This window comes from Streptomyces sp. NPDC000075 (assembly GCF_040301925.1).
Classification (GTDB): domain Bacteria; phylum Actinomycetota; class Actinomycetes; order Streptomycetales; family Streptomycetaceae; genus Streptomyces; species Streptomyces polychromogenes.
Window position 1 is genome coordinate 44,123 of the sequence record NZ_JBEPFL010000043.1, and the last position, 19,656, is coordinate 63,778.

Sequence of the window (19,656 nt, forward strand, 5' to 3'; positions counted from 1 at the left end):
CGCCTTCTGCCCTCTTCTGAAACCGGGTTCGAGAACGGCGTTCCGATCAGTTTTTGATCAACTGCTCCGAAGGGGCCCCCGCCGAACCCGCCACGGCCCGGGTCCGGCCGCCCCCGGACAGGGCCGTCTGAGTGGCCGTCAGGACCAGCAGGGCCGCCACGCCGGCGCCTCCGGCCACCGCGAAACCGGCGGTCGTCCCGCCCATTTCCACGGCCGGACCCGCAGCCGCCGTACCGAGGGCCGCGCCCACGCCGAAGAAGGTCACCAGCCAGGAGAAGGCCTCCGTCACCGTGCCGGCCGGGGCGTGCCGGTCCACCACGATGAACGCGCAGGCCAGCGAGGGCGCCAGGAACACGCCCGACAGCGCGGCCAGCGCCGTCATCGCCACCGGGCCCACGGTCAGCATCAGCGGCAGGTAGCCCACGGCCAGCAGACCCACCAGCAGCCGCAGCCGCCGCTCCGGAGCCCCGGCCCACTGCCGGGCGCCGTAGACCACACCGCCGACCAGCGCGCCCAGGCCCAGCGCCGCCATCAGCCAGCCGTACACCGCCTGCCCACCGTGCCCGTCGGCGTAGGCCACCGCCGCCACCGCGATCGAGCCCAGCGCCATGCCGACGAAGAAGAACGCGCCCAGCAGCGCCAGCAGCCCGCGCGAACGCAGCGCGCCCAGCCAGTGCGCCTCGCGCGGCACCGAGCGCCAGGTGCGGGAGGGCTCGGAGAGCACCACCATCAGCACACCGACCAGGCCGACCCCGTTGAGCACCAGCAGCGCGGCCGCCGGGGACCACAGGGCGACGCACAGCGTCACCAGCAGCGGGCCGACCGTGTACATGACCTCCTGGGCCACCGCGTCCATCGCGTACGCCGCGTGCACCCGCTCCTCACGGCCGCCGAGCACCGACGGCCACAGGGCGCGCAGACCGCCCTCCAGGGGCGGCGTGAACAGCCCGGAGACCAGCACCGCCGCGTACGCGGCCGCCATCGAGGCCGTACCGGCGGCCGCCAGCCACACCATGCCCAGCGCGGAGACCAGCGCCGCCGGCAGCTGCACCCGCGGCTGCCCGTACAGGTCCACCGCCCGGCCCAGCAGCGGCTGCCCCACCGCGTTGGCCAGCCCGTAGGCCGCCGCCAGCGCGCCCGCGAGGCTGTAGCTGCCGCCCTCGGAGCGGATGAAGAGGACGATGGCGATGGCGGCGGTGCCGTTCGGCAGCCGGCCCAGCAGCGTTCCCGCCAGCAGTCTCGCGGCGTGACGCGTCCTGAGCAGCTCCGCGTATCCCGCGGCCATGAGCGCCCCCTTCTGCCCGGAGTCTCCACCGGGGTAATACGTATAACTCGACCCGTCATACGTACCATGGCCGCAGACCCCGGGTCCACCCCGAGGACCAGCCCCACCCGCCCCACCTGGCACTTCAGGAGTTTCCTGTGACGAGACCCACCAGCCGCGACGTCGCCACCGCCGCCGCAGTCTCCCAGGCCACCGTCTCCCTCGTCCTCGGCGACAAATGGCGCGGCCGCGTCTCCGAACGCACCGCCGCCCTGGTCCGCGAAACCGCCTCCACCCTCGGCTACCGGCCCAACCTCGCCGCCCGCAACCTGCGCCTCGGCAGCACCCGCACCGCCCTCCTCGTCGTCCCCGCCCTCACCAACGAGTTCTTCGCCCGCGTCTACACCGGCGCCGCCCGCGTCGCCGCCGCCCACGGCTTCGGCGTCGTCCTCTACCCCTCCCCCGACGGCACCGGCCCCGCCCGCGACCCCTTCGCCTCCGCCCGCGCCGCCCTCGACGGGGTCATCGCCTCCTCCATGGCCGCCGCGGCCCTCGACGCCATCGGCGGCGACGACCTCCCCCTCGTCATGCTCGACAGCGACCCCGCCTCCGGCCGCGCCGCCGCCCACGTCAACCTCGCCATGGCCGACGGGGTCCGCCAGGCCGCCGAACACCTCCTGCACCTCGGCCACCGGCGCTTCCTCCACCTCGCCGCCGACGTCGACACCTGGACCTTCCACATCCGCGCCCGCGCCCTCGCCGCCCTCCTCGGCCCCACCGCCGAGCTGCGCACCGTACGGGCCGCCCTCACCGTCGACGCCGCCCGCACCGCCATGGAGGCGGCCCTCGCGGACCCCGCACAGCGGCCCACCGCGATCCTCTGCGACGACGACGTCCTGGCCGCCGGCGCCTGCAAGGCCGCCCGGCGCCTGGGCCTGCGCGTCCCCGAGGACCTCTCGGTCACCGGCATCGACGACCTCGGCCTGGCCACCGCCGTCGAACCCGAGCTCACCACCGTCCGGCTGCCCGCCGAGCAGGTCGGCGAACAGGGCATGCACGCCCTCCTCGCCGTCCTGGAGGGCACCGCCTGGACCGCCCCCGACATCCCCGTCGAACTGGTCGTCCGCGACTCCACCGGCCCCGCCCCCGCCCCCTGACGCACGCGGGCCCCGGCCCGCCCCCACAGGGGACGGACCGGGGCCCACCGGTACGCGCGGACTACTCGGCGTCGTCCTCCGGCGCCTCGTCGTTCAGCACGGCGTCCACCTGGGCGGCGGCCGGAACCTCCGCCTCCAGCAGCCGCGACAACTGCCGGCCCCGGATCCGCTTGAACTTGCGCTGCTGCGACCGCGTACGGTCCAGCACCGCGACCTCCAGCCGCTCGGCCGGGATCGCCTTGTCCGTCCCGTTGGCCTGGCTGGACAGCGCCTGCACCGCCAGCTTCAGCGCCTCCGACAGGGTCATCCCGTCCTGGTGCCGCTGGTCGAGGTAGTTGCTGATCTGCTCGGCGTTGCCGCCGACCGCGACCGAACCGTGCTCGTCCACGATCGAACCGTCGTGCGGCAGCCGGTAGATCTGGTCCCCGGCGGCCGTCGCACCGACCTCCGCCACCACCAGCTCCACCTCGTACGGCTTCTCACCGGCCGAGGAGAAGATGGTGCCGAGGGTCTGCGCGTAGACGTTGGCCAGACCGCGCGCCGTCACGTCGTCACGGTCGTAGGTGTACCCGCGCAGGTCGGCGTAGCGGACGCCGCCGATGCGCAGGTTCTCGTACTCGTTGTACTTGCCGGCGGCCGCGAAGCCGATCCGGTCGTAGATCTCGCTGAACTTGTGCAGCGCGCGGGACGGGTTCTCGCCGACGAACACGATGCCGTCGGCGTACTGCAGCACGACGAGGCTGCGGCCGCGGGCGATGCCCTTGCGGGCGTATTCCGCCCGGTCGGCCATGGCCTGCTGGGGTGACACATAGAACGGAGTCGACACCGGCTTTCCGTCCCTTTCTTCTGGGCGACGAGAGGACTGGTCAGAGCAGGGCGGCGCGCGGGCCGTCGGGCTCCTGGAGCCGGCGGTCCGTCACCTTGCGGGCGAGCGCCTGCGACTCGTCCTCGTCCAGCCTGCGGAAGCCCTCGTCGGTGATGACGGTGACGATGGGGTAGATGTGGCGGTACAGGTCCGGGCCGCCGGTCGCCGAGTCGTCGTCGGCGGCGTCGTAGAGCGCCTGCACGACGAGCGTGGTGGCCTGCTCCTCCGTCAGGTCCGGGCGGTAGAGCTTCTTCATGGAGCCCCGGGCGAAGATGGAGCCGGAACCGGTGGCGGCGTAGCCGTGCTCCTCGGAGCGGCCGCCGGTCACGTCGTAGGAGAAGATCCGGCCCTTCTCCTTGGCCTCGTCGTAGCCCGCGAACAGCGGCACGACCGCCAGCCCCTGCATGGCCATGCCCAGGTTGCTCCGGATCATGGTCGAGAGCCGGTTCGCCTTGCCCTCCAGCGAAAGGGTCGCCCCCTCCACCTTCTCGAAGTGCTCCAGCTCCAGCTGGAACAGCTTGACCATCTCCACGGCGAGGCCGGCCGTACCGGCGATGCCGACCGCGGAGTACTCGTCGGCCGGGAACACCTTCTCGATGTCCCGCTGCGCGATCATGTTCCCCATGGTCGCCCGCCGGTCACCGGCGAGGACGACCCCGCCGGGGAAGGTGGCGGCGACGATGGTCGTCCCGTGCGGGGCCTCGACGATCCCCTCCGGGAGCTTCCGGTTCCCCGGCAGCATCTCGGGCGCGTGCGCGCCCAGGAAGTCCATGAAGGACGACGACCCCGGCGTCAGGAAGGCTGCCGGTAGACGCCCTGTGTTACGAGTGTTGGCTTCCACGCGTTCCCTCCAGATATTCAGCGGCCCGAAGAATACGGTCCGGGCTGTCCTTCAACAGGCCAAGGCCGGTGTTGCAGTTGAAGCAAAGTACGCCACGGACCCTACCCGTCTTGTGGCAGTGATCCACATGCACGGCCGGAGCCCGGAGGCAGAGACAGCAGAGACCGGCTTGCTCTGCGATCATCTGGTCGCGTTCGGCCTCGGTGATCCCGTATTTGCGTTTGAGGTGACCCGCCCGCCCTTCGACGGCCCGGCACGGCTTGCAGCGCGTATGCAGCCCGTCGGAGGCGGACGCCTTGCGGTGATAGTCGGACTGCGGCTTGGCCTCCCCGCAGCACGTGCAGAGCTTGTGTCCTTGCGGCACGTCCGCACGCAAGCCGGTCGCCCCCACTTCCGTCGGCGGCGCCTTGAGGTGGTACCTCGTGGCGCAGTCCCGGCAATGCCGCTGCAAGCCGTCCATGTTTGATCGCTTGATGGAGAAGGCCGCGCGCGGCTTGACTTCCCCGCACCGCACGCAGCGCTTCAAATCCATGATCCAACCCCCGACGAGCCTGCGATCCGAAGGCTACTCGCCGCCTTTCTGAACGAAGCTTCGAACGAAGTCCTCGGCATTCTCCTCGAGGACATCGTCAATCTCGTCAAGTACCGAGTCGACGTCGTCGGAGAGCTTCTCCTGCCGTTCCTTGAGGTCGGACTGCGCTTCCGCGGCCTGCTCCTCGACCTCCTCGGTCGAGCGAGTGGCCTTCTGCTGTCCGCCGCCGGTGTCCTTGGTCGCCATGTCTACCTCACCCCGCTCGGTTCGCGCGCTCACACGGAGAGACCCCGGGATTCGGGACCTCTCAAGATCAGACCCTATGCCGGACCCTACAAGGCGGGTCCGGCATTCGTCCCCGTACTTTCACAACGTCCGGCTGCTTTCATGATTCCCTCGCCGGAGGCTTTTCAGGCCCGCTCACTGCCCCGAAAGCACCCGCACCAGGTCCTCCGCCGTGCGGCAGCGGTCCAGGAGCTCCTTGACGTGCTTGCGGGTCCCCCGCAGGGGCTCCAGGGTCGGCACCCGCTGGAGGGAGTCGCGGCCCGGGAGGTCGAAGATCACCGAGTCCCAGGAGGCCGCCGCCACGTCGTCCGCGTACTGCTCCAGACAGCGCCCCCGGAAGTACGCCCTGGTGTCCTCCGGCGGCTTGCTCTCGGCCCGCTCCACGGCCGGCTCCTCCAGGAGCCGCTTCATCTTGCCCCGGGCCACCAGGCGGTTGTACAGCCCCTTCTCGGGCCGTACGTCCGAGTACTGGAGGTCGACCAGGTGCAGCCGTGCCGCGTCCCAGCCGAGTCCGTCGCGCCTGCGGTAGCCCTCCAGGATCTCCCGCTTGGCGATCCAGTCCAGCTCCCCCGCCAGGCTCATCGGGTCGGTCTCCAGCCGGCCCAGCACGTCCTCCCAGCGGCTCAGGACGTCCTTGGTCTGCTCGTCGGCGTCGGTGCCGAACCGTTCGTCCACGTACTTCCTGGCCAGCTCGAAGTACTCCATCTGGAGTTGTACGGCGGTCAGGGTGCGCCCGCTGCGGAGCGTGATCAGGTGCTGGAGGTCCGGGTCGTGGGAGACCTGGTGCAGGGTGCGCACCGGCTGGTCCACGGCCAGGTCGACGCTGATGAACCCGTCCTCGATCATGGACAGGACCAGGGCGGTCGTGCCCAGCTTGAGGTAGGTGGAGATCTCGGAGAGGTTCGCGTCCCCGATGATCACGTGGAGCCGGCGGTATTTCTCCGCGTCCGAGTGGGGCTCGTCGCGGGTGTTGATGATGGGGCGCTTGAGGGTGGTCTCCAGCCCGACCTCGACCTCGAAGTAGTCCGCGCGCTGGCTGATCTGGAAGCCGTGCTCGCGCCCGTCCTGCCCGATGCCGACCCGGCCCGCGCCGGTGACGACCTGGCGGGAGACGAAGAAGGGCGTCAGGTGGCGCACGATGTCCGAGAAGGGGGTCTCCCGCTTCATCAGGTAGTTCTCGTGCGTCCCGTAGGAGGCGCCCTTGTTGTCGGTGTTGTTCTTGTAGAGGTGGATCGGCTGGGCGCCGGGGAGCTGGGCGGCCCGCTCGGCGGCCTCGGCCATGATCCGCTCGCCGGCCTTGTCCCACAGCACCGCGTCGAGGGGGTTGGTGATCTCCGGCGAGCTGTACTCGGGGTGGGCGTGGTCGACGTAGAGCCGCGCCCCGTTGGTCAGGATGACGTTGGCGAGACCGATGTCCTCGTCGGTCAGCTGGCTGCTGTCCGCCACCTCGCGGGCGAGGTCGAAGCCGCGGGCGTCCCGCAGCGGGTTCTCCTCCTCGAAGTCCCAGCGGGCGCGTCGCGCCCGGTGCATCGCCGCCGCGTAGGCGTTGACGATCTGGGACGAGGTGAGCATGGCATTGGCGTTCGGGTGCCCCGGGACGGAGATCCCGTACTCCGTCTCGATCCCCATTACTCGCCGTACGGTCATGCGGCCCTCCTTGCCCGGCGGCGCTCCCGTTCGGGGCGGCGCTCAAGTACCGCTGGTGCTCCGGTGCGTCATGTGCGGTGCCCGTCCCGCACTGCGGATGCGGCGGTACGGAAGAGCCTAGAACCACTCCGCACTGGTGGGGAGATCATTTCAGTCATTGACTTCGCCTTGTTCACGGCCGGAAAAGGCGGGCGGTAAAGCAGGCGGCTGCGGGTGCCGTGAGAGGCACCCGCAGCCGCCTCGCACCGTCAGAGGTACTGACCGGTATTCGCCACCGTGTCGATGGAGCGTCCGGTGTCCGCGCCCTGCTTTCCGGTGACGAGCGTACGGATGAATACGATCCGCTCGCCCTTCTTTCCGGAGATCCGGGCCCAGTCGTCCGGGTTGGTGGTGTTCGGCAGGTCCTCGTTCTCCTTGAACTCGTCCACGCAGGCCTGGAGGAGGTGGGAGACCCTGAGGCCCTTCTGGTTGTGTTCGAGGAATGCCTTGATGGCCATCTTCTTCGCCCGGTCGACGATGTTCTGGATCATCGCTCCGGAGTTGAAGTCCTTGAAGTACAGGACTTCCTTGTCGCCGTTGGCGTACGTGACCTCGAGGAAGCGGTTTTCCTCGCTTTCCGCGTACATCTGCTCGACGACGGTCTGGATCATGCTGTGGACGGCCACCTCGGGCGAGCCCGAGTGTTCGCTGAGGTCGTCCGTGTGCAGCGGCAGCGAGGCCTTGAGGTACTTCGCGAAGATGTCCTTCGCGGCCTCGGCGTCCGGGCGCTCGATCTTGATCTTCACGTCGAGGCGGCCGGGCCGCAGGATCGCCGGGTCGATCATGTCCTCGCGGTTGGAGGCGCCGATGACGATGACGTTCTCCAGGCCCTCCACACCGTCGATCTCGGCGAGCAGCTGGGGGACGATGGTGTTCTCCACGTCCGAGCTGACGCCGGATCCGCGGGTGCGGAAGAGGGACTCCATCTCGTCGAAGAAGACGATGACGGGGGTGCCTTCGCTGGCCTTCTCACGCGCACGCTGGAAGACGAGGCGGATGTGCCGCTCGGTCTCGCCGACGTACTTGTTGAGGAGCTCGGGGCCCTTGATGTTCAGGAAGTAGGACTTGCCGGCGGCCTGTCCGGTCACCTCGGCGACCTTCTTGGCAAGGGAGTTGGCGACGGCCTTGGCGATGAGCGTCTTGCCGCAGCCGGGCGGGCCGTAGAGCAGGATGCCCTTCGGGGGCCGCAGTTCGTGCTCCTTGAAGAGGTCCGGGTAGAGGTAGGGGAGCTCGACGGCGTCGCGGATCAGCTCGATCTGGTCGCCCAGGCCGCCGATCTTGTCGTAGTCGATGTCCGGGACCTCTTCGAGGACGAGGTCCTCGACCTCGCTCTTGGGGACCACCTCGTACACGTAGCCGGAGCGGGGTTCGAGCAGGAGGGCGTCGCCGGGGCGGATGGTGATGTCCAGGAGCGGCTCGGCGAGCCTCACCACCCTCTCCTCGTCGGTGTGCCCGACCACCAGGGCCCGCTCGCCGTCCTCCAGGATCTCCTTGAGGGTGACGATGTCCCCGGCGCGCTCGAATTCCATGGCCTCGACCACGTTGAGCGCTTCGTTGAGCATGACCTCCTGGCCGCGCCGGAGGTCTTCCGGGTCGACGCTGGGGCTGACGTTCACGCGGAGCTTGCGGCCACCGGTGAAGATGTCGACGGTGCCGTCCTCGTTCGCCTGAAGGAAGACACCGAAGCCGGCCGGCGGCTGCGCGAGCCGGTCGACTTCCTCCTTGAGGGCCACGATCTGGTCCCTGGCCTCACGGAGGGTATTCGCCAGTCGTTCGTTCTGCGCGGAGACGCCTGCCAGATTCGTCTGGAGCTCGACGATCCGCTCTTCGAGAATCCTCGTGTGACGCGGAGAGTCGGCGAGCTTGCGTCGCAGGACGGCGATTTCCTGCTCGAGATAGGCAACCTGGCCAGCGGGGTCCTCAGACCCTCGCCCGGGCCGGATGCCGCGGTTGATGTCATCGTCGTGGGCTGCCACGGTCCTCACCTCCTCCAAGGGGAGCTGGACGCTTCCTGACCCTACCTGGGCTGGTGGTGATTGAAACCCCTAGATCACAAAGACGGTAGGGGTGTGTCCGATCTTCACCCTTGCGTACTCCCTCACGCCAGGGAAATACCCACCCTTCAACATCGGAAAGCAGCCGGTTGTAAGGTCGAAGCGTTCAACACCCGTCCGGGCCCGCGCGACTTGCCCAGAGCCGCTTCCGGAACGGATCAATCAGCGCAGGGATCGGCAGGAGATATGACCGTGCAGCAGGAGGCCCCGACGGGCGGCGCCGGAGGGGCCGCGGAGGCCCTGGAGGTCTGGATCGACCAGGACCTCTGCACCGGCGACGGGATCTGCGTCCAGTACGCCCCGGAGGTGTTCGAGCTGGACATCGACGGTCTGGCGTACGTGAAGAGCCCCGAGGACGAGCTCCTCGTGGAGCCCGGAGCGACGACTCCGGTTCCCCTGCCGCTGCTGCGGGACGTGGTCGACTCGGCGAAGGAATGCCCCGGTGACTGCATTCACGTAAGGCGCGTTTCGGACAGGGTCGAGGTGTACGGCCCGGACGCCGAGTGACGGTTCAAACACGTCCGGCGGTCGAGTCCGTAAGCTCCTGGCGGAATTTCCCGCCGGTCCAGCGCCACTTGGCGAGCTGCTTGACGTCGGGGCTGTAGCGGGGCACGGAGGGCGAGGAGTAGCCCAGCAGGCTCGCGGTGACGGTCCGGTCGCGGACGGTCAGATCGGTGGCCGTGCGGCGCGTGGCGGGGTCGAGCAGGGTGGCGACGACGCGGGGCCGGGCCCCGGGGGCGGCCTCCCGGGCCAGTACGTAGATCGCGTGGGGCGGGGTGCCGGATCCGGCGTCGCAGCGTACGGCCGCCACGGTCTCGGGGCGGCCGTCGCCGTCGAGGTCGCCCTGGGCGGCGGCGGTGACGGTCTGCCCGGCGCCCTTGCAGTCGAGGGGGTAGGCGACGTCGTGCGCGTCGGGTGCGGCGGCGGTCTGCGGGCCGCTCGCGGTCCCGGGGGCGGGGGTGGCCCCGGTGGCCCGGCCGGGCTGGAGCAGGCCGGCGCCGGCTATGACGGCGGCCATGGCGGTGGCCGTGGCGACCCAGTGGACGGGCTTGGCCCGGCGGTGGGCGAGGTGCTCGGGCGACAGGTCTTCCAACGACGGGGCGGGGTCGGTGGGGCTGTGCGTCACGCGGGGTGTCTCCTGTACGAAGGGTGACGGTGAGCCAGCATCGTGCCATACCTCACACCGGGGTGGAACGGCCGGGTCCGCACCGGTGCGCGCGCACCCGGTACGGACAACGAAAAGGCGCTGTGGCGCAGTTCCGGGTGGTCTTCCGGGAACTGCGCCACAGCGCTTTCGTGTTGGGCCGCCGCCGGGCGGGGCGGCGGGGAGGGTTAGGCGGAGCGGTCGCTGCCGGGGCCCTCGTAGTCCTCGCCGTAGGCGCCCTTGGCGGGGCGGCGGCGGCGCATGGGGGGCTCGACGCCGTCCGCGAGGCGGCGGGCGGTGACGAGGAAGCCGGTGTGGCCGATCATCCGGTGGTCCGGGCGGACGGCGAGGCCTTCCACGTGCCAGTTGCGGATCATCGATTCCCAGGGCTGCGGCTCGGCGAAGCAGCCGATCTCGCGGATGGACTCGACGGTCTTGGACAGCTGGGTGGTGGTGGCCACGTAGCAGCAGAGGATGCCGCCGGGGACGAGGGCCTTCTTGACCGCTTCCAGGCACTCCCAGGGGGCGAGCATGTCGAGGATGACGCGGTCGACGTCGGTCTCGTCCAGGTTGTCCTGGAGGTCGCCCACGGTCAGCTTCCACGCGGGGTGGGGGCCGCCGAAGTAGCGTTCGACGTTGGCGGTGGCGATCTCGGCGAAGTCCGCGCGGCGCTCGTAGCTGTGGAGCATGCCCTGGTCGCCGATGGCGCGCAGCAGGAAGCTGCTCAGGGAGCCGGAGCCCACTCCCGCTTCCACGACGCGGGCGCCGGGGAAGATGTCGGCGAAGGCCAGGATCTGGCCCGCGTCCTTGGGGTAGACCACGGCGGCGCCGCGGGGCATGGACAGGACATAGTCGGGGAGCAGGGGGCGCAGCGCGAGGTAGGCGACGTTGCCGGTGGTGCGGACAACGCTGCCCTCGGGAGCGCCGATCAGCTCGTCGTGCGGGAAGGAACCCTTGTGGGTGTGGAAGTTCTTCCCGGCTTCGAGCGTGAACGTGTAGTGGCGGCCCTTGGGGTCGGTCAGCTGTACCTGGTCCCCGACCTCGAAGGGCCCGCGTCGGCGGGCGGCACCGGTCGGTTCGGACATGTGACCAGTGTATTGGCTTCAGGACTGGGGCCGCGCCATGGCCTTCACGAAGGCCTTCTCGACGTCGAGGGCGGACAGGACGCCGTAGATCTCGCCGCCGGTCTCGAGGACGAGGTATTCGGTGGCGGGGGTGGTGCGGAGGTGGTCGAGGAGGGCTTCTCCGGTGAGCTCCGCCGAAACCTTCATTCCGTCGGTGAGGTCCTGGGCGAGGGTGCTGACGGCGACCCAGGGGCGGCGGTGTTCGGGGACGGAGGCGATGGCGGTCTCGCGGACGATGGCGGTGGGGTCGCCCTGGCCGTCGACGACGACGAGGGCGCGGGCTCCGGCTTCGTTGGCGCGGCGCAGGGCTTCGGAGAGGGGGGTGGTGCTCTGGACGGGGACGGCGCGCCGGGTGAGGGCGCGGGCGCGCAGTTCGGGGAGGTGTTCGCGCAGGCGGGCCATGCGCAGGCTGTTGCCGGCGCCGGTCCAGATGATCGCGGCGAGGATGGCGGCGAGGAGGGCGTCCATGACGGTGTCCATGCCGCCGATGTCGCGGGCGGGGTTGCCGAGGACGCCGGTCTGGGTGATCAGGGGCAGGCCGATGAGGACGGTGACGGCGAGGGCGCGGCCGACCCAGGCGGCGGCGACGGTGCCGGCCATGGGTTTGCCGGTGATGCCCCAGATCAGGGCGCGGAGCATGCGGCCGCCGTCGAGGGGCAGGCCGGGCAGCAGGTTGAAGGCGGCGACGAGGAGGTTGGAGATCATCAGGCCGGCGAGGAGGACGCCGGGGACGGTGGCGGGGTCGACGGCCTTCATGCCGAGGTAGAAGATCCCGGCGAGGGCGAGGGAGAGCAGGGGGCCGACGAAGGCGAGGACGAACTCGCGGCCGGGGGTCTCGGACTCCTTCTCGATCTCGGAGACCCCGCCGAAGAACTGGAGCTGGATGCGGCGCACGGGGAGCTTGAAGCGGAGTGCGGCGATCGTGTGCGCGAGTTCGTGGACGAGGACGGAGGCGTAGAAGGCGACGGCGAAGAAGAGGGAGACGAGGTAGCGGGCGGGGCCGAGGTCGGGCAGGACGCGGTCGAGCTGGTCGCCGAAGACCCAGGTGATGAGGGCGGCGACGAGGAACCAGCTGGGCGAGACGTAGACGGGTACGCCGAAGGGGCGGCCCATGAGGATGCCGCCGCCCGGGTCGGAGCGCTTGGCGGAGCGCTCGCCGGTTTCGTCGGTGTCTGCCACGGCTTTCCTTCGTTCGGTGCGTTTGCTTCCAGTGTGGTCCACGTCGTGGGTGGGGCGGCGTGGGGGCGCTGTCGCGCGGTGTGATGCTCCGATCATGCAGGGCGATGGTCCCGGAGTCGATGGTATGCGCGCGCTGTCGGTCCCGGGTCGTAGGGTTTTACGCATGACGACGATCCCCGGCGCCGGTTCCGACGGTGCTTCCCCGGGTGCTGCCCGGCCCGCCTCGCTGTCGCCTTCGCGGGCGGGCGATTTCATGCAGTGCCCGTTGCTGTACCGGTTCCGGGTGATCGACCGGCTGCCGGAGAAGCCGAGTGCGGCGGCGACGCGGGGGACGCTGGTGCACGCGGTGCTGGAGCGGCTGTTCGACCATCCGGCGCAGGAGCGGACGGCGCCGCGGGCGAAGGCGCTGCTGCCGGGGCAGTGGGAGCGGCTGCTGGAGGCGAAGCCGGAGCTGGCGGACCTGTTCCCGCCGGGGGACGGGGGCGCCGGGCTGGCCGGGTGGCTGGCCGAGGCGGAGGCGCTGGTGGAGCGCTGGTTCACGCTGGAGGACCCGACGCGGCTGGAGCCGGTGGAGCGGGAGTTCTTCGTGGAGACGGAGCTGGAGTCGGGGCTGCGGCTGCGCGGGATCATCGACCGGGTGGACGTGGCGCCGACGGGTGAGGTGCGGATCGTCGACTACAAGACGGGCAAGGCGCCGCGGCCGGAGTACGCCGAGGGCGCGCTGTTCCAGATGAAGTTCTACGCGTTGGTGGTGTGGCGACTGAAGGGCGTGGTGCCGCGGCGGCTCCAGCTGGTGTATCTGGGGAGCGGGGACGTGCTGACGTACGACCCGGTGGTGGCGGACCTGGAGCGGGTGGAGCGCAAGCTGCACGCGTTGTGGGAGGCGATCCGGGAGGCCACGGAGACGGGTGAGTGGCGGCCGCGGCCGACGAAGCTGTGCGGCTGGTGTGATCATCAGTCGGTGTGTCCGGAGTTCGGCGGTACTCCCCCGGTGTATCCGCTGGCGATCGTCCCGAGGGCGGGCCGCCCGGCGGATTCCTGACCCCGCGGCCAGGGCAGAATGGGCGGCGCCGAAGCCGTCCGACGAATACGAGGTAGTTCCCGTGGCGATCCGCGTCCTGCTGGTCGACGACCAGCCACTGCTGCGCACCGGCTTCCGGATGATCCTGGAGGCGGAGCAGGACCTGGTGGTGGTGGGTGAGGCCGGGGACGGTCTCCAGGCGCAGGAGCAGGTGCGGGCGCTGCAGCCGGACGTGGTGCTGATGGACATCCGGATGCCGCGGATGGACGGGGTCGAGGCGACGCGGCAGATCACGGGTCCGGAGCGGAACGGGCCGGCCAAGGTGCTGGTGCTGACCACGTTCGATCTGGACGAGTACGTGGTGGAGGCGCTGCGGGCGGGGGCGAGCGGGTTCCTGCTGAAGGACGCCCCGGCCAATGAGCTGGTGCAGGCGATCCGGGTGGTGGCGGCGGGCGAGGCGATGCTGGCGCCGAGCATCACGCGCCGGCTGCTGGACAAGTACGCCGGTCACCTGCCGTCGGGTGAGGAGAGCGTCCCGGACGTGCTGGGGACGCTGACGGAGCGTGAGGTCGAGGTGCTGAAGCTGGTGGCGCGGGGGCTGTCGAACGCGGAGATCGCGGCGGACCTGTTCGTGAGCGAGACGACGGTCAAGACGCACGTGGGTCACGTGCTGACGAAGCTGGGGCTGCGCGACCGGGTGCAGGCTGCGGTGTACGCGTACGAGAGCGGGCTGGTGCGTCCGGGCGCGCAGTAGCGGCCCTCCTGCGGATGCGGCTCCGCCCCGGCACCCTTCTGGGGTGCCGGGGCGGAGGTGCGTCCGGGGCGGGTCAGCCCTTGCTGATCTCCCAGAAGCGGAAGACCGTCGAGGCGTCCAGGGACCACTGGAGGCCGGTGACGTTCTGGCGGGCGACGGCGTACTGCTTGCTCTGCCAGAGCGGGAGGACCGGCACCTCGTCGGCGACGATGTCCTGGAGGCGGGTGTAGTCCGGGTTGGCCGCGGTGCGGTCGGACTTGGTGGAGGTCGTCGGGATGATGGTCCCGCTGATCTCCTTGTTGTCGTAGTTGTTCATCAGGACGTTGTCCGGCCCGAAGAACGGCTGGGTGAAGTTGTCGGCGTCCGGGTAGTCGGGCACCCAGCCCTTGACGTAGATCCCGTACTTGCCGGCCTTGATGTCCTTCTCGTACTGCTCGAACTCGACGGACTTGACGTCCACGTCGAACAGGCCGCTCTCGTTGAGCTGCTTGGCGATGACCTGGAACTGCTGGTCGGTGGAGGGGCCGTAGCGGGTCGGCGTCGAGTACAGCGTGAGCTTGATCTTGCCGGTGATGTTGGCGGCCTTGAGGACGGCCTTGGCCTTCTCCAGCTGGGGGCTGCCGCCGTAGCGGTCGAAGAAGGGGGTGGTGTGTCCGGCGATGCCGGCCGGGACGATCGAGTACAGCGGGATGGCGGTGCCGGAGTACACGTCCTTGACGAGCGCCTCGCGGTCGACGAGGTACGCGATGGCCTTGCGGACGGGGAGCTTGCCGACGACCGGGTCGCTGACGTTGAAGACCATGTGCTGGACTTCGGCGCCGGTGCCCTGGACGACGTCGACCTTGTTGTCGCCGGTCTTGGTCGCGGCGAGGCCGGCGATGTCCTTGGCGGCGAGGCCGCGGAAGGCGAAGTCGACGTCGCCGCTCTCCAGGACGGTCTTGAGGCCGGCCTGGTCGCCGTTGAAGAACTTCAGCGTGACGCCGGTGTTCTTGGCCTTGGCCTTGCCGCTGTAGGAGTCGTTGACCGAGAAGTTGGCGCTCTTCTCGCTGAAGGAGTCCAGCTTGTAGACGCCGGAGCCGATCGCCTTGTTGTCGGTGCGCAGCTTGTCGGCCGGGTACTCGGCGTGGTCGACGATGGCGCCCGCGCCCGAGGCGATCTTGCTCGGGAAGGTCGCGTCGGGGGTCTTCAGCTTGAAGACGACGGTCTTCTCGTCGGGGGCGTCGATGCTCCCGATGGCGGAGAGCAGGACGGCCGGGCCGCTCGGGTCGTTGATCTTCAGCGTGCGCTCGAAGGAGAACTTGACGTCCTTCGAGGTGAGGCTGTGGCCGTTGCTGAACTTCAGGCCGGAACGCAGGGTGCACTTGTACACCTTGCTGTCGCCGCCCTCGAAGTTGCAGGCCTGGGCGGCGTCGGGCTCGGGCGTGGTGCCGCCCTTGGGGAAGCTCAGCAGCGACTGGAAGACGTTGTTGAAGAGCAGCCAGGAGCCCGGGTCGTAGCCGGACGCCGGGTCGGTGGACTTCACCTTGTCGGATATGCCCATGACCACGCCCTTGCCGTCGCCGGCGGCCGAGCCGTCCTGCGAGCCGCAGCCGCTGAGCAGCGCGGCGGCGGTTGCCGCCCCGAGCGGGGCCACCAGCCACTGGTTACGTCTCTTCACGCGATGTCCTTCACAGTTCTCGTCTGTTCGTTGCGCCGGCCTGCGACGTCCGCCGCCGGTTGCTGCCGGTCTCAGCCGCTGACCCCGCGGCCGAGCTCCCACAGCTGGAGGTCGGAGATGGCGTTGACCGACCATTCCACTCCGGTGATCCCGTCGCGTGCGGCGACGTACTGCTTGCCCTGCCACAGGGGCAGGACGGGCACGTCCTCGGCGACGATGTCCTGCATCTCCGTGATCGCGGGGACGGCGACGTTGCGGTCGGCGGCCTTGCGGGACTCGGGGATGAGCTTGGTGCGCACCGTGTTGTTGGCGTACGGCGTGCCCAGGAAGTTGTCCTGCTCCAGGAACGGGGCGAGGAAGTTGTCGGCGTCCGGGTAGTCGGGGAACCAGCCGAGCCCGTAGGCGGCGTAGTCGCCCTTCTTCTGGGCGGGGCGGAAGTCGCCCCACTCGTTGCCCTGGACGGTGATGTCGAAGAGCTGGGTGGAGTTCAGCTGGGTCTTGAGGGCCGCGAACTCGGCCGCGGTGCCGTCGCCGTAGTGGTCGCTGGTGTAGTTCAGCGTCAGCTTGACGGGCGTCTTGACGCCGGCGGCCTTCAGCAGGTCGGCGGCCTTGGCGGTGTTGGCCTCGCCGTACTTGTTGAAGAAGGAGTTGACGTGGCCGCCCACGGTGGTGGGGACCAGCGAGTACAGGGGCTGCGCGGACTTGCCGTAGACCTTGGAGATGACGTTGTTGCGGTCGACGGCGGCGGCGAGGGCCTGGCGTACGGCCTTCTCCTTGGTGACCGGGGCGTCGGTGTTGAACCCGATGTAGCGGATCTCCAGCCCCGGCATGGGGACGAGCTTGACGCCCTTGGGGGGCTTGGCCGAGAGCTCGGTGATCTGGGCCGGGGAGAGGGTGCGGGAGACCATGCTGATGGAGCCGTCGGACAGCGCCTTGGTGGCGGCGGCCGAGTCGGGGAAGGTGCGCAGTTCGACCTTGTCGTTCTGCAGCTTGAGGTCGCCCTTGTAGTTCGGGTTCTTGGTGAAGACGGCCCGGACGAGGTGGTTGTCCTTGACTTCGGCCTTCATCGTGTACGGGCCGGAGCCGTCGACGGCGAAGCCGTCGCGGAGCTTCTTCGCGTCGTAGTTCTTCTCGCTGACGATGCCCGCCGCGGGGGTGGCGAGCTTGTAGGGGAAGGTCGCGTCCGGGGTCTTCAGGTGGAAGACGACGGTGTCGGCGCCCTTGACCTCGACGGTGTCGAGGGTGGAGAGGAGGGAGGAGGGGCCGTTCTCGTCCTTTATGGCGCGGACCCGGTCGAGGGAGAACTTGACGTCCTTGGCGGTGAGCGGGTCGCCGTTGGCGAACTTCAGGCCCGGCCGCAGGGTGCAGCGGTAGCTCTCGTTGTCGTTGTCGGTGAAGCGGCAGTCGGAGGCCGCTTCGGGGACGGGCTGTCCGCCGCCGCGCGGGGTGTGCATCAGCGTCTGGACCGTCTGGCGCAGGACGTTCCAGGTGGTGGCGTCGTAGGCGTAGGCGGGGTCGAACGGGGCGGGGGCGTAGTCTGCGGCCTCGAACCGGTCGGTGGTGCCGACGACGATCGCTCCGGACCCTGCTCCGTTTCCGCTCGCGCTGCCGCATGCGGACAGCGCGGGGGTGAGCAGGCCGATCGCGGCCGTCAGCACCATGGTCTTGCGGTTCATGCTGGAAGTACTCCCTCACCCGGCACTTGTTAAGCGGCGTAGAGGGCACTTCGCTGCGGTCGCCCGTTCAGGGCGGAACGATCGGGCCGGTGTTTGACGATCGGTCCACGCGCGCACCGGCGCAAGGGTGTGCGGCCGGTACGGCAGAGGTGCGTGCGGAGTGCCCGCGTCGACATTAGTGGCCCGGGACGGGGTGGCTGGAACCGGCAGGAGTTGGGGCGTAATCGCACTGTGATGGGCGCGGACTGACCGCTTATGCCGGAGTCTTCGCAGATGGTGTCGAGAGATGATCAATCCGGACACATGGGAAGCCCCTGGAGGCTCGGGGCAGGTCCGGCGAAGGCTGCTCAGGTGACCAAAGTCACCCGCGCCAGCCCTCACCGGCAGGATGGAATTTCGGCCTCCGGGGCCAGAAGCGGAAGATCCTTCCGCTGGAGCGGGGACCGGCCCCTGTTCCGTTCGGCACTGACCGTATGCGCTCAGTTCATCGGAGTGATGAGGGAGCGCAGGAAGGGCAGGTCCACTTCCTCCAGCGAGCGCACCACGGTCCGCCCGGGAGCGGGCTCGATGACCCCCACGGAGGGCACGGCCACGACCCGGCAGCCGGCCGCCTCGGCGGCGGCCACCCCGGTGGCGGTGTCCTCGATGACGGCGCACCGCGAGGGGTGCGCGCCGAGGCTGCTCGCGGCGAACAGGTAGGGGTCGGGGTGGGGCTTGGTGCGCGGGACCTCGTCGCCGGCGACGGTCAGGTGGAACCGGTCGCGGCCGAGGGTGAGCAGGACCTGGTCGATGACGCGGCGGTGGGAGGCCGAGACGAGGGCGGTGGGCACGTTGTGCCGGGCCAGCTCGCTCAGCAGCCGCTCGGCGCCGGGCATCAGGGGGACCTGCTCGGCGATCCGGGCCTCGAAGCGCTCGTTCAGCAGGACGCTCAGCTCGGCGAGGCCGATGGCCGCGCCGGTCGCCTCGATCAGGAAGGAGGCGCTGCGGCTCATGGGACCGCCGACGACCACGTCCCGCCAGGCCTCGTCGAGGCGGTGGCCGAGCTCCAGGAAGATCTGCGCCTCGATCTCCCACCAGAACCCTTCGGTGTCGACGAGGGTGCCGTCCATGTCGAGCAGCACCGCCTGCAGGGCGTGCCCGTCGGCCGTGCGGACGACGGGGGCGGGAACGGTGCTGGTCATGCGTACGCCTCTCTCCGGGGACGACAAGGCCGGTCACCTCGTGACCCCGCGGGGCATCCCCTCGGGAACAGGTGACCGGCCTGTTTGGGACCGACCAGTGTACGCCGGTCCGTGTCAGCGTGCGTTGAAATACTTCGCTTCGGGGTGGTGGATGACCAGAGCGTCGGTGGACTGCTCGGGGTGGAGCTGGAACTCCTCCGAGAGGTGGACGCCGATCCGCTCCGGCTGGAGGAGGTCGGCGATCTTCGCCCGGTCCTCCAGGTCGGGGCAGGCCCCGTAGCCCAGGGAGAAGCGGGCGCCCCGGTACTTGAGGTCGAACATGTCCTCGATCGCCGCCGGGTCCTCCCCACCGAAGCCGAGCTCGGCGCGGACGCGGGCGTGCCAGTACTCGGCCAGGGCCTCGGCCAGCTGGACGGAGAGGCCGTGCAGCTCCAGGTAGTCGCGGTAGGAGTCGGACTCGAACAGCTTGGCCGTGGCCTCGCCGATCTTCGAGCCGACGGTGACCACCTGGAGGCCGATGACGTCGGTCTCGCCGGACTCCTCCGGGCGGAAGAAGTCCGCGAGGCACAGGCGGCGGCCGCGGCGCTGGCGCGGGAAGGTGAAGCGGGTCCGCTCGTTGCCCTGCTCGTCCAGGATGATCAGGTCGTCGCCCTTGGAGACGCAGGGGAAGTAGCCGTAGACCACGGCGGCTTCCAGGAGGTTCTCCGTGTGCAGCTTCTCCAGCAGGCCGCGCAGGCGCGGACGGCCCTCGCTCTCGACGAGCTCCTCGTACGTGGCCCCGCCGGCGCGGGCCTGCTTGAGGCCCCACTGGCCCTTGAACAGCGCGCCCTCGTCCAGCCAGGAGGCGTAGTCCTTGAGCGGGATGCCCTTGACCACGCGGGTCCCCCAGAAGGGCGGGGTGGGCACCGGGTTGTCGACGGCCACGTCGGACCGGCCGCCCGGCTGCTCCGGCTCCTCCACCGGGAGGGCGGGAGTGTCCCGCTTGGCGACGCGGCGCTGCTTGAGCTCGGGCAGGGTGGCGCCGGGGACGCCGCGCTTGACGGCGATCAGCGCGTCCATCAGCCGCAGGCCCTCGAAGGCGTCACGGGCGTAGCGGACCTCGCCCTCGTAGATCTCGTGCAGGTCCTGCTCCACGTAGGCGCGGGTCAGGGCCGCACCGCCCAGGATGACCGGGTAGTCGGCGGCCAGCTTGCGCTGGTTCAGCTCTTCCAGGTTCTCCTTCATGATCACGGTGGA

At 69.9% G+C, this 19,656-nt stretch carries 18 protein-coding genes; 4 read left to right on the top strand and 14 right to left on the bottom strand.

Annotated elements, in window-relative coordinates; genetic code table 11:
* Positions 1-46: 46 nt before the first annotated feature.
* The gene (locus ABT403_RS34275; RefSeq protein ID WP_344159055.1) at positions 47-1,285 is read right to left on the bottom strand and encodes an MFS transporter; all 1,239 of its coding nucleotides are present in this window, start codon (positions 1,283-1,285) and stop codon (positions 47-49) included.
* 137 nt (positions 1,286-1,422) lie between these two features.
* Between ABT403_RS34275 and ABT403_RS34280 the strand changes: the two genes are divergently transcribed.
* Complete coding sequence (locus tag ABT403_RS34280) at positions 1,423-2,421, top strand: LacI family DNA-binding transcriptional regulator (protein WP_344159053.1); 999 nt, start codon at positions 1,423-1,425, stop codon at positions 2,419-2,421.
* Positions 2,422-2,482: 61 nt separating this feature from the next.
* On the opposite strand, the gene prcA is transcribed toward ABT403_RS34280, so the two are convergent.
* From prcA to arc, 6 genes are all read right to left on the bottom strand, one after another.
* Positions 2,483-3,247 carry a proteasome subunit alpha gene (prcA, locus tag ABT403_RS34285; protein WP_344159051.1) on the bottom strand — a complete coding sequence of 255 codons (765 nt, stop codon included), beginning with the start codon at positions 3,245-3,247 and terminating at the stop codon, positions 2,483-2,485.
* 40 nt (positions 3,248-3,287) lie between these two features.
* Positions 3,288-4,127 (bottom strand): proteasome subunit beta, encoded by an 840-nt coding sequence (gene prcB / locus ABT403_RS34290; protein WP_344159049.1) that lies wholly within the window; start codon positions 4,125-4,127, stop codon positions 3,288-3,290.
* Positions 4,108-4,659 carry an endonuclease VII domain-containing protein gene (locus ABT403_RS34295; RefSeq protein ID WP_344159047.1) on the bottom strand — a complete coding sequence of 184 codons (552 nt, stop codon included), beginning with the start codon at positions 4,657-4,659 and terminating at the stop codon, positions 4,108-4,110. Before ABT403_RS34295 ends, prcB begins: the two co-directional genes overlap by 20 nt.
* A 33-nt stretch (positions 4,660-4,692) precedes the next feature.
* Complete coding sequence (locus tag ABT403_RS34300) at positions 4,693-4,905, bottom strand: ubiquitin-like protein Pup (RefSeq protein WP_045947082.1); 213 nt, start codon at positions 4,903-4,905, stop codon at positions 4,693-4,695.
* 174 nt (positions 4,906-5,079) lie between these two features.
* Positions 5,080-6,591 carry a depupylase/deamidase Dop gene (gene dop, locus ABT403_RS34305; protein WP_344159043.1) on the bottom strand — a complete coding sequence of 504 codons (1,512 nt, stop codon included), beginning with the start codon at positions 6,589-6,591 and terminating at the stop codon, positions 5,080-5,082.
* 248 nt (positions 6,592-6,839) lie between these two features.
* Positions 6,840-8,606: a proteasome ATPase gene (arc, locus tag ABT403_RS34310; RefSeq protein WP_045947094.1), complete on the bottom strand. Its 1,767-nt coding sequence runs from the start codon at positions 8,604-8,606 to the stop codon at positions 6,840-6,842.
* Between the two features lie 264 nt (positions 8,607-8,870).
* On the opposite strand from arc, the gene ABT403_RS34315 reads away from it, so the two are divergent.
* Positions 8,871-9,191 (top strand): ferredoxin, encoded by a 321-nt coding sequence (locus ABT403_RS34315; RefSeq protein ID WP_344159039.1) that lies wholly within the window; start codon positions 8,871-8,873, stop codon positions 9,189-9,191.
* A 4-nt stretch (positions 9,192-9,195) separates the two neighbouring features.
* On the opposite strand, the gene ABT403_RS34320 is transcribed toward ABT403_RS34315, so the two are convergent.
* The 3 genes from ABT403_RS34320 to ABT403_RS34330 form a co-directional block, all read right to left on the bottom strand.
* Positions 9,196-9,702: a hypothetical protein gene (locus tag ABT403_RS34320; protein ID WP_344159783.1), complete on the bottom strand. Its 507-nt coding sequence runs from the start codon at positions 9,700-9,702 to the stop codon at positions 9,196-9,198.
* 314 nt (positions 9,703-10,016) lie between these two features.
* Positions 10,017-10,913 carry a tRNA (adenine-N1)-methyltransferase gene (locus tag ABT403_RS34325; protein ID WP_042814566.1) on the bottom strand — a complete coding sequence of 299 codons (897 nt, stop codon included), beginning with the start codon at positions 10,911-10,913 and terminating at the stop codon, positions 10,017-10,019.
* 18 nt (positions 10,914-10,931) lie between these two features.
* Positions 10,932-12,131, bottom strand: coding sequence for a site-2 protease family protein (locus ABT403_RS34330; protein WP_344159036.1), 1,200 nt, complete (start codon positions 12,129-12,131; stop codon positions 10,932-10,934).
* Between the two features lie 163 nt (positions 12,132-12,294).
* Between ABT403_RS34330 and ABT403_RS34335 the strand changes: the two genes are divergently transcribed.
* Positions 12,295-13,173, top strand: a complete 879-nt coding sequence (locus ABT403_RS34335) for a RecB family exonuclease (RefSeq protein ID WP_344159034.1) — start codon at positions 12,295-12,297, stop codon at positions 13,171-13,173.
* A 61-nt stretch (positions 13,174-13,234) separates the two neighbouring features.
* Entirely contained in the window at positions 13,235-13,906 is a 672-nt protein-coding gene (locus tag ABT403_RS34340; protein ID WP_344159032.1) for a response regulator, read from the top strand.
* A gap of 73 nt (positions 13,907-13,979) precedes the next feature.
* Here ABT403_RS34340 and ABT403_RS34345 read toward each other — a convergent pair whose 3' ends face one another.
* From ABT403_RS34345 to ABT403_RS34360, 4 genes are all read right to left on the bottom strand, one after another.
* A complete protein-coding gene (locus ABT403_RS34345; RefSeq protein ID WP_344159030.1) occupies positions 13,980-15,563 on the bottom strand; it encodes an ABC transporter substrate-binding protein in 1,584 nt (527 codons plus the stop codon).
* A gap of 71 nt (positions 15,564-15,634) precedes the next feature.
* On the bottom strand, positions 15,635-17,239 hold the full coding sequence (locus ABT403_RS34350) for an ABC transporter substrate-binding protein (RefSeq protein ID WP_344159028.1): 1,605 nt from the start codon (positions 17,237-17,239) through the stop codon (positions 15,635-15,637).
* Between the two features lie 479 nt (positions 17,240-17,718).
* Positions 17,719-18,420 carry an HAD family hydrolase gene (locus ABT403_RS34355; RefSeq protein ID WP_344159026.1) on the bottom strand — a complete coding sequence of 234 codons (702 nt, stop codon included), beginning with the start codon at positions 18,418-18,420 and terminating at the stop codon, positions 17,719-17,721.
* A 114-nt stretch (positions 18,421-18,534) separates the two neighbouring features.
* Positions 18,535-19,656: vitamin B12 dependent-methionine synthase activation domain-containing protein (locus ABT403_RS34360; RefSeq protein WP_351650589.1), on the bottom strand; the 1,122-nt coding region annotated here is incomplete at its 5' end.